This is a genomic window from Streptomyces sp. NPDC000880, assembly GCF_053599675.1.
Window position 1 is genome coordinate 1 of the sequence record NZ_JBSFMS010000202.1, and the last position, 6,899, is coordinate 6,899.

Sequence of the window (6,899 nt, forward strand, 5' to 3'; positions counted from 1 at the left end):
AGCGCCTCGTCGTCGATCAGCTTGAGCAGCGCGTCGACGGTCGCCTTCACATCGCCGACCAACTGGTGCGGGCCTTCCTGCTTGGGCTGGGACTCAAAGATCGCTCACGCACCAGACTTCAAAAGCACCTCGTCAAAGAGCGTTTTGTCCCGGCGGAAGTGTTTGGTGATGCTTTACGGGGCGAGTCGGTCGAGGGCTGCTGGGGCAGAGGTGCGTGATGCGCCTCGTGTGTGCGCAATGATCAATGAGGCGGGGGCACGTCTGGGGGCAGAGGCTGCGCAGCAGCTGGCCCGAACGGAGCTCTATCGGTTCGAGCCCGGACTGACGGAAGCCAAGTTCGCTCGCATCGAGGGCGAGTACGGCTTCGAGTTCGCAGACGACCACCGAGCGTTCCTTGCCGCGGGCCTGCCGGTCAATACCCCTCCCGAGGAAGGGCAGACGTGGACCAAGCCGTGGCCTGAGTGGCGCGGGGGCGACCCGGATAAGCTACGCGCCCAGCTTCGCTGGCCGGTCGAAGGCGTTCTCTTCGATGTGAAGCACGGCTTCTGGTACGAGGCATGGGGTGAGCGCCCGGCCGACGAAACCGCGGCTCTGGCAACGGCACGGCAGCACCTGGCAGACGTGCCAGTCATGGTGCCGGTGTACTGTTTCACGGATGGTGCGGGACGCCCGTGGACCCTGGCAGGCGCGGCCACCATCAGCGACCGGAGTAACCGGTTCGTCGGTGAGGTACCCGAATGGTCCCCGCGTTGGCACGTGTCCGGGAACAACGTCACCGCCCCGTTGATGGGGGCGGGGATCCTGCGCCGCCTTGGCCAGGGCCGTAAACCGCTGGATTCGACGCTGCGCCGCCGCATCCCGAGCTTCAACCCGCTCCAGTACTGGCCGATGGAGGACGAGGACGGGGCAACCCGTGCCGCGTCGGCGCTCACCCGCGGCGGGCCGCTGTACACGCTCGGCATGGCCTTCGGCTCGGACTGCCGGGCATGTGGCATGCCGAGGCCACCGACTCGGCCCTGACCGCGGCCGCCACCGTTGGAACGAGGTGCTTCGCCAACACGGGCAGCACGGCCGTGAATCCGCAACTGCGATTCGACAACTTCGCGGTCGTCAATCCGCAGCGCTTCACCGTGGCCCGCAGCGTCAACGGCATCAGCAAAGCGCACACGACGGGCACCGACGTGCGCCTCAACCAGCCCGCCCGCGCGGCCTTGTGAAAGGAAGAAGCTATGGCCTTTCTTGCCGGTGAGCGAATCACCGCCGCTCGTCTGAACCGGTTGCAGCCGACAACGTATTCGGCGATCGGCACCGGGGGGCCTCTCGTCGGCCCTCAGTCCAATGCGGACGTCACGGGCTGCACGGTGACATTCACGACGGAGACCGCGGGCGCGACGTACAAAGCCTGGGTGGTCATCGACCACGACAAGACGACGGCCAACTCGTCCGTCAACTTCGGCCGGCTGAATGTGGACGGGGCCAATCAGACCGCGACGACAGGGTCCGCGCAGGATGCCCTTACTGATCGCATGGTGGCCGGGCAGAACTACCACGGGGTCCTGGCCGCGGCAGGGTCGCACACCCTGAAAGTCGTGGCGTCGCCGCCCACCGGAAATCAGATCCTCAACACGAACACCACGTTGGTCGTGGAGATCACCGAGGTCGTGTAGCGGCCCCGCCCCGCGCCGTCTGGCCGGGGCTTTTTCATGCCCTGGAGGGCCCATGAAGTTCGTCTCCCGTGCCCAGTGGGGCGCACCCGCCAAGTCCCCCGCAGCGGCGCTCAACGCCGCCCGCGGGGTCAAGTTCCACTACCTCGGCTCCGTCTACGCGTCCCGCTCGCACGACAAGTGCGACGACCAGGTCCGCTCAATCCGCGCAAGCCATCTCGCCGACAAGGCCGAGAACTATGTCGACATCGCGTACAACCTCCTCGTCTGCGAGCACGGGTACGTGTTCGAGGGGCGTGGCGTCCGCAAGCGCTCCGGTGCGAACGGCACGGCCGCCCTCAACTCGCAGGACTACGCGGTATGCGCGCTCCTCGCCAAGAAGGGCGGCGGCCTCGACACCCCGACGGAGGCGATGCTCGAAGGCCTCGCGGACGCGCGGCAGCTGCTGCGCGCGAACGGGGCCGGCAGCTGGGTCGGCGGGCACCGCGACGGGCACGCCACAACCTGCCCGGGGGACGCCCTGTACGACTGGGTGAAGCGCGGCGCACCCCGCCCAGGCGGCACCCTGCTGCCGCCGGTAGAGACGAAGCCGGCCACGCCGAAGCCGAGCGTGGACCTGTCCAAGCTGATCGCCGCGGCCAAGACCGACCCACCCAAGCGCGGCACGCCGATCTCGTACTACGGAGTGAAGACCGTGGAGACCGCGCTCGTCGCCGAGGGCCTCCTGTCCCGCGAGCTCGCCGACGGGCACTTCGGCACCGCGACCCGCACCGCGTACGCCGCGCTGCAGCGGCGCTACGGTTACAAGGGCGCCGACGCCGACGGAATCCCCGGCAAGGACTCACTGACCCGCCTCGGAAAAGCTCGAGGTTTCACCGTCACCGCCTGAGCCTCCCCCCGAGGAACAGGTACGGACCAACTCTCCCGCTCGAGACTCCTTCCTCGAGCGCGCTCCCCCAACTCGCAGAACGGATCCACCATGCCCGAATTCCCCCTGCCCGACGCCCAGACCGTCCTCAAGACCGGCAAGACGTTCCCGCGACCTCGCCGAGCGCGTCTCCACAACGTTCCTGGAGGCGTTCCTCGCCGGGATCGTCGTCACCCAGCCGCTGGACGTGTCGATGTGGCACGCGGCCGCGGTCGGTGGCCTCGCGGCGGCCGGATCGCTGCTGAAGGGCCTCGCTGCCCGCGTCCGGGACGTCACCAACAGCGCGTCCCTCGCCAAGGGCGTCTGACCCGCACGATGCACGCGCTCGGGAGTCTGCATGGATGCTGCCACGGTCACCGCTCTTGGCGTCCTGGGGAGCGCGGTCGTGGCCGGGCTGGCAGCCATGTACGGCTCCCGGATCGCGGGACGGGCACAGCGGGAGGGTAACGCGGTGAACGGCTTCAACAGCCTCACGGACCAGCTGCAGGAGGAGCGCAAGGAGCTACGCGCTGACGTAGCCGCGCTGCGCCTTGAGCTGGCCACGGAGAAAGCGGAGACGACACGGTTGCGTCTGCTGGTGACGCAGCTCGGGGGGCAGCCGTGACGCGTGCTGAGAGGGCGTTCGCCCGCCGACGACACCTCCTGTGGATCGTCGCTGCCCTGCCGGCCCTCGCGGGCGCGGTCATCCTCATCTGGCAGCAGCAGCGCGGCGAGGCTTCGGCCCGGGCGCAGTTGGCCGCTGAAGCGGACCTGCGCGGCGAAGCGGTCAGCACCCTCGCGGGGGATGTGCGGGTACTGCGCGCGCAGATCGAAGCCAAGGGCGAGACGCCGGCCGCACCGGACCCGTCCCGCGCGGTCGATGGCTTGTCGGACCGGGCGGAAGTGCCCGTGCCGATCCCCGGCCCGCCCGGGCCGAAGGGTGACCCGGGCCAGCCAGGGAAACCCGGGCCGACACCGGCAGACGGCCAGCCCGGCACGGACGGAGCGCCCGGTGCGGACTCGACTGTGCCCGGTCCCGCGGGACCGCAAGGCCCACCCGGTTCCGCCGGCGAAACCGGGCCGACTGGCCCGCAGGGTGAGCAGGGCCCGCAAGGAGAGGCTGGTGCTGACGGCCGCGATGGGCAAGCGTGCCCCGACGGCTACTCCTGGCAGGCGCCGAAGGACGACCCTGACGCGCTGGTCTGCCGCAAGAATGGCGCGCCCCCACCGAAAGATCCCGGCCCACTGTCCCTCGGTCTGGATCCGTCCCGCCGCCAATACCCGTGAACACGACGCCCCCTGTTCTCCCTTCGGGGAGGGCAGGGGGCGCTTTCGTCGTGTCCGGGGTCAGTCGTCGGGGTGCTCGATGCCGATCTCGTAGGCGATCTCCCACCGCACATCAGCCACTGTGACGTCCGCCGTCTCGACCGGCCGCCCCTCCGTGTCGTAGTAGGTGCGCTCAATCTCCGTGATCAGGTCCCCGACGCTGATGCCGAGGAGGTTCGCCTGCTCCTGCGAAGCCCGGGCCGGGCGCGGCACCTCGACGGCCGTCTCGATGACGACGCCGATCGACCGCATCCGCTCGACCACACCAGCACCGGCGTGCGGACCCATCTCAGGCAGCACGATCGGCGTGCCGTCCGTGATGGCCATCGGCTCCCACGACTCGGACAGTTGAACCGGCATGCCGTCGGCGAGGAACTCATAGGCCGTGTGCACGGTGAGGTCACCAGGTTCGATGGCGAGGCGCTCCGCAATGTGCTCGGGAGCGGGCACGCGCGCCGTGCTACGGGACTCCCACGTCCCAGCCCGTCCCTGCTCCCTCATGTCCGCACGGAACGGGCTGCCGCCGCGGCGCTCACGGTGCCGGGAGCGGACCATGCGCAGCCGCTCGCGCGGCCGGCGGACGTAGGTCCCGGATCCGGCGCGGCCTTCGAGGAGGCCCTCGATGATGAGCCGCTCCATGGCGCGTTGGGCGACGGACTGGCCAACGCGGTACTCCTCGGCGAAGCGGGCCCGGGACGGCAGTTTGTCGCCGACCGCCCATTCACCAGCCTGGATGCGGGCACGCAGAGCGTCAGCCACCTGGAGGTAGGGCGTTTCGCGTGGCATATGCGCAGCTCCGAGCGTTGTACGTCGACGTTGACAAAGCTAACCCATCAGGTCGAAGCTGAATACTCAGCATTACGAAAAGTGACAGGCTGATCACCAGGGGAGAGCTATGCCCGCCGTGCCTCCACATGCCGTCGCCCTCGCGGGCATGCTCGCCGCTGCCACCGAGAGCGAGCCGCGCATCGACGAGACCGCGGACCACATCCGCGTTGAGGCCGATCTCCCCGCCGCGATGAGCACCGTCATCCGCGGCACCATCCTCACCGCCCTTGGCGCCGCCGACCGGTACGGCCACAACCGCACCAGCGACGGCGACACCGTGTGGGCCGAGATCGACCGGAGGGCAGGGCAGTGACAAGAGCTGTGACGTGTGCGGCGAGGAAACCGACGAGCCGATCACCATCGGCATCGCCCACGCGAACTCCGGGCCCGGCCGCAACCTCTGCGCCTGCCCGCGGTGCAAGTCGGAGAAGCGGCTCCTGCCGCTCGACCAGCACTCGCGGACAAGTTCGGCTTCCCCCGCTACGACTACGCGGCCAACGCCGCCCACTGACCCCCATCCCGGCCGCGCCGGAATGGGCCTGCAAATCCATCTCACCACCGTGCAGGAGGAATTGCCCATGACCACAGCACTCGAAAGCCAGGTACGGACCCGCGACCCGCAGGTCATCCTCAACAGCGTCCAGCCCCACATCCGCCACCTCACCATCAACGTGGCCGACGGCGGCACCCTCTGGGACCGGGAGATCACGCTGCTGCTGCGCGACAACACCATGGTCCGCAACATGGCGGAGCGCATCCTCGGCAACGCCGTGATGTACACGATCGCCGCCATGGAGCACCCGGACGTCCACCTCGGCGTGGGCAAGCTCGTCGACATCGGCGTCCACCAGCTCATCCTCGACACCCCGATCTACTTCGCCCTCTGCGACGTCTACAACGGCGGCCAGTACAAGCACCACGCGCCGTTCATTCAGCGCCGCAGCGACGGCCTGTGCCTGCGCACCGCAGACTTCCTGCGCGCAGACGGCTGGGACGTCGACGAAGAACTGTGGGCCATCGACGGCGCCAACTGCTCACCGTGCGACAACAAGGTCCCCGACAGCCACTGACCGCCCTAAGGTGACCCCTGTCCCCCTCCTCCGAGAGGGGCAGGGGACACACCCATTGAAGGGAGCGCCGTGCCCGCACAACACGACATCGCAGCCGAGACCGAACTCTGGGACACCTACGCCTCCAGCGCCTTCAAGGACGACATGGAGCCGGTGTTCAACTGGACCCAGTACGCCGGACACGGCCCCGGCCCCGAGCTCCTGGACGAGCCGCGGAGTGTCCTCGAACTCGGGTGCGGAACCGGCCGGGCGCTCGCCTACCTCGCGCAGCGCGGCGTCAGGACGACCGGCGTCGACCTGTCCCCGGTCATGGTGAAGAAGACGACGGAGCGATGGGGCCCGTCGGGTGTGGACTTCGTCTGCTCCGAGGCCCTCGACCACCTGCGCGAGAGCACCGAGACCTACGACGCGATCTACTCCATTTTCGGTGCGGTGTGGTTCACCGACCCGTCCGTGCTGCTACCCCTGATCGCCGCGCGGCTCAACCCGGGCGGCGTCCTCGCGTTCTCCCACCCGCCGGCCATCCCCGGCGCGTACGGCCCGCAGGGCATGTACAAGGGCGGGTTCGCCGGCCGGGCGATGTACACCTACCGCTACAGCTACACGCCGGACGGCTGGACCGACCTGTGCGCCAGCGCCGGGTTGCGCGACATCGACGCCCAGGTGCTCGACGCCCCCGAGGCGGGGCACATTGGCACGCTCCTGGTCCGCGCCCGCGGGTAGCGCCCGCCCCCATCACCGCCCCGGCCTGTCTGCGTCCCCCGCGCGGACAGGCCGGGGCTCTTCTCTGCCCAAAACTTTGGCTTCGTCGCGACGGACGGGCCGCCCTCCCCCGTAGAACAGGAGCCAGAGCCCTACCGCATGAGGTCTGCGAGGTCCACACCGATGGCGTCAGCAATGAGGATGAGCAGGCTGAGCGGTGGGTCGCTGATCGCGTACTCGATGCGGTGGATCGTCTTGCGGTCCGCGTCAACGAGTTCGCCGAGGCGTTCCTGTGTCAGCCCGGCCGCTAAGCCTCGATCCACCGACTGTCCCGTGTCCCGTGGATAGAGAAATGAAGAGAGGTGCCTGCTGACCTGCGAAGATGGGAGTTACCACACAACC

The 6,899-nt window shown here is 68.9% G+C and carries 12 protein-coding genes; 10 read left to right on the forward strand and 2 right to left on the reverse strand.

Features of this window, described 5'->3' with window-relative positions; all coding sequences use genetic code 11:
* From ACWDO5_RS34655 to ACWDO5_RS34685, 7 genes are all read left to right on the forward strand, one after another.
* A partial coding sequence (locus ACWDO5_RS34655) for a hypothetical protein (protein ID WP_450534509.1) occupies nt 1-218 on the forward strand: 218 nt, incomplete at its 5' end.
* A gap of 19 nt (nt 219-237) precedes the next feature.
* The gene (locus ACWDO5_RS34660) at nt 238-1,020 is read left to right on the forward strand and encodes a hypothetical protein (RefSeq protein ID WP_450534510.1); all 783 of its coding nucleotides are present in this window, start codon (nt 238-240) and stop codon (nt 1,018-1,020) included.
* Complete coding sequence (locus ACWDO5_RS34665) at nt 987-1,217, forward strand: hypothetical protein (RefSeq protein ID WP_450534511.1); 231 nt, start codon at nt 987-989, stop codon at nt 1,215-1,217. Before ACWDO5_RS34660 ends, ACWDO5_RS34665 begins: the two co-directional genes overlap by 34 nt.
* A 12-nt stretch (nt 1,218-1,229) precedes the next feature.
* A complete protein-coding gene (locus ACWDO5_RS34670) occupies nt 1,230-1,667 on the forward strand; it encodes a hypothetical protein (protein WP_450534512.1) in 438 nt (145 codons plus the stop codon).
* A gap of 52 nt (nt 1,668-1,719) precedes the next feature.
* On the forward strand, nt 1,720-2,553 hold the full coding sequence (locus tag ACWDO5_RS34675; protein WP_450534513.1) for an N-acetylmuramoyl-L-alanine amidase: 834 nt from the start codon (nt 1,720-1,722) through the stop codon (nt 2,551-2,553).
* A gap of 376 nt (nt 2,554-2,929) precedes the next feature.
* Nucleotides 2,930-3,196, forward strand: coding sequence for a hypothetical protein (locus ACWDO5_RS34680; RefSeq protein WP_450534514.1), 267 nt, complete (start codon nt 2,930-2,932; stop codon nt 3,194-3,196).
* Entirely contained in the window at nt 3,193-3,858 is a 666-nt protein-coding gene (locus tag ACWDO5_RS34685; RefSeq protein ID WP_450534515.1) for a collagen-like protein, read from the forward strand. The genes ACWDO5_RS34680 and ACWDO5_RS34685 overlap by 4 nt, the downstream gene beginning before the upstream one ends.
* A gap of 60 nt (nt 3,859-3,918) precedes the next feature.
* Here the strand turns inward: ACWDO5_RS34685 and ACWDO5_RS34690 are convergent, their stop codons facing one another.
* Nucleotides 3,919-4,683, reverse strand: coding sequence for a GntR family transcriptional regulator (locus tag ACWDO5_RS34690; protein WP_450534516.1), 765 nt, complete (start codon nt 4,681-4,683; stop codon nt 3,919-3,921).
* Nucleotides 4,684-4,792: 109 nt separating this feature from the next.
* Between ACWDO5_RS34690 and ACWDO5_RS34695 the strand changes: the two genes are divergently transcribed.
* From ACWDO5_RS34695 to ACWDO5_RS34705, 3 genes are all read left to right on the forward strand, one after another.
* The gene (locus ACWDO5_RS34695) at nt 4,793-5,038 is read left to right on the forward strand and encodes a hypothetical protein (RefSeq protein ID WP_450534517.1); all 246 of its coding nucleotides are present in this window, start codon (nt 4,793-4,795) and stop codon (nt 5,036-5,038) included.
* Between the two features lie 265 nt (nt 5,039-5,303).
* On the forward strand, nt 5,304-5,795 hold the full coding sequence (locus ACWDO5_RS34700) for a hypothetical protein (RefSeq protein ID WP_450534518.1): 492 nt from the start codon (nt 5,304-5,306) through the stop codon (nt 5,793-5,795).
* A gap of 69 nt (nt 5,796-5,864) precedes the next feature.
* Nucleotides 5,865-6,518, forward strand: a complete 654-nt coding sequence (locus tag ACWDO5_RS34705) for a class I SAM-dependent methyltransferase (RefSeq protein WP_450534519.1) — start codon at nt 5,865-5,867, stop codon at nt 6,516-6,518.
* A gap of 131 nt (nt 6,519-6,649) precedes the next feature.
* Here ACWDO5_RS34705 and ACWDO5_RS34710 read toward each other — a convergent pair whose 3' ends face one another.
* Nucleotides 6,650-6,820: a helix-turn-helix transcriptional regulator gene (locus tag ACWDO5_RS34710; protein ID WP_450534520.1), complete on the reverse strand. Its 171-nt coding sequence runs from the start codon at nt 6,818-6,820 to the stop codon at nt 6,650-6,652.
* Nucleotides 6,821-6,899 lie beyond the last annotated feature (79 nt).